The organism is Treponema sp. R8-4-B8 (genome assembly GCF_054786175.1).
Genome location: NZ_BDHE01000329.1, coordinates 1 through 485 on the forward strand (window position 1 = coordinate 1; position 485 = coordinate 485).

Genomic DNA, 485 nt, shown 5'->3' on the forward strand with positions numbered 1-485 from the left:
CATAATACGCTTTTAACACATAACGCGGCGAATTCTTCGGCGGCAGTTTTTAGAGGTGAAACTCTTATCGCCGTTGTAGAAAAAACCGCCGACGCATGGAAATACGGCTGTGTGTTAGTGTGATTTTATTCCCTAAAATTTGAATACGCTAAAACCACCTGAGTACCGTCTTCTTTGGATGAATACAGTTCCAGTTTTCCATCGCGTATTTTCCAGTGAGTGGCTCTTTCTATATACAATAAATATTCGTGTTCCTTAATGTTATACATCTCAAATATAGGATGCATGCGGGTACTGGTGATCTTTTTAAATAAAATAGTATGCCCCTCATTGGCGGCGTATAAACCAAAAAAATGGTTGGGAGCGCCTATGACGGCGAAGCGTTCAGTGTTAAACATGATAGTATAAATTGAGACGGGTTTATTATCCCTGTTAATGCTAATAATTTTATTTTCTATTCTTACTTCATTCACATACCATGTTTT

The 485-nt window shown here is 37.9% G+C and carries 1 protein-coding gene; it reads right to left on the reverse strand.

The features are described from left to right. Positions 1 to 125: 125 nt before the first annotated feature. The coding region (locus tag ACYVRA_RS08630; RefSeq protein WP_461252310.1) for an META domain-containing protein at positions 126 to 485 on the reverse strand (360 nt) is incomplete at its 5' end.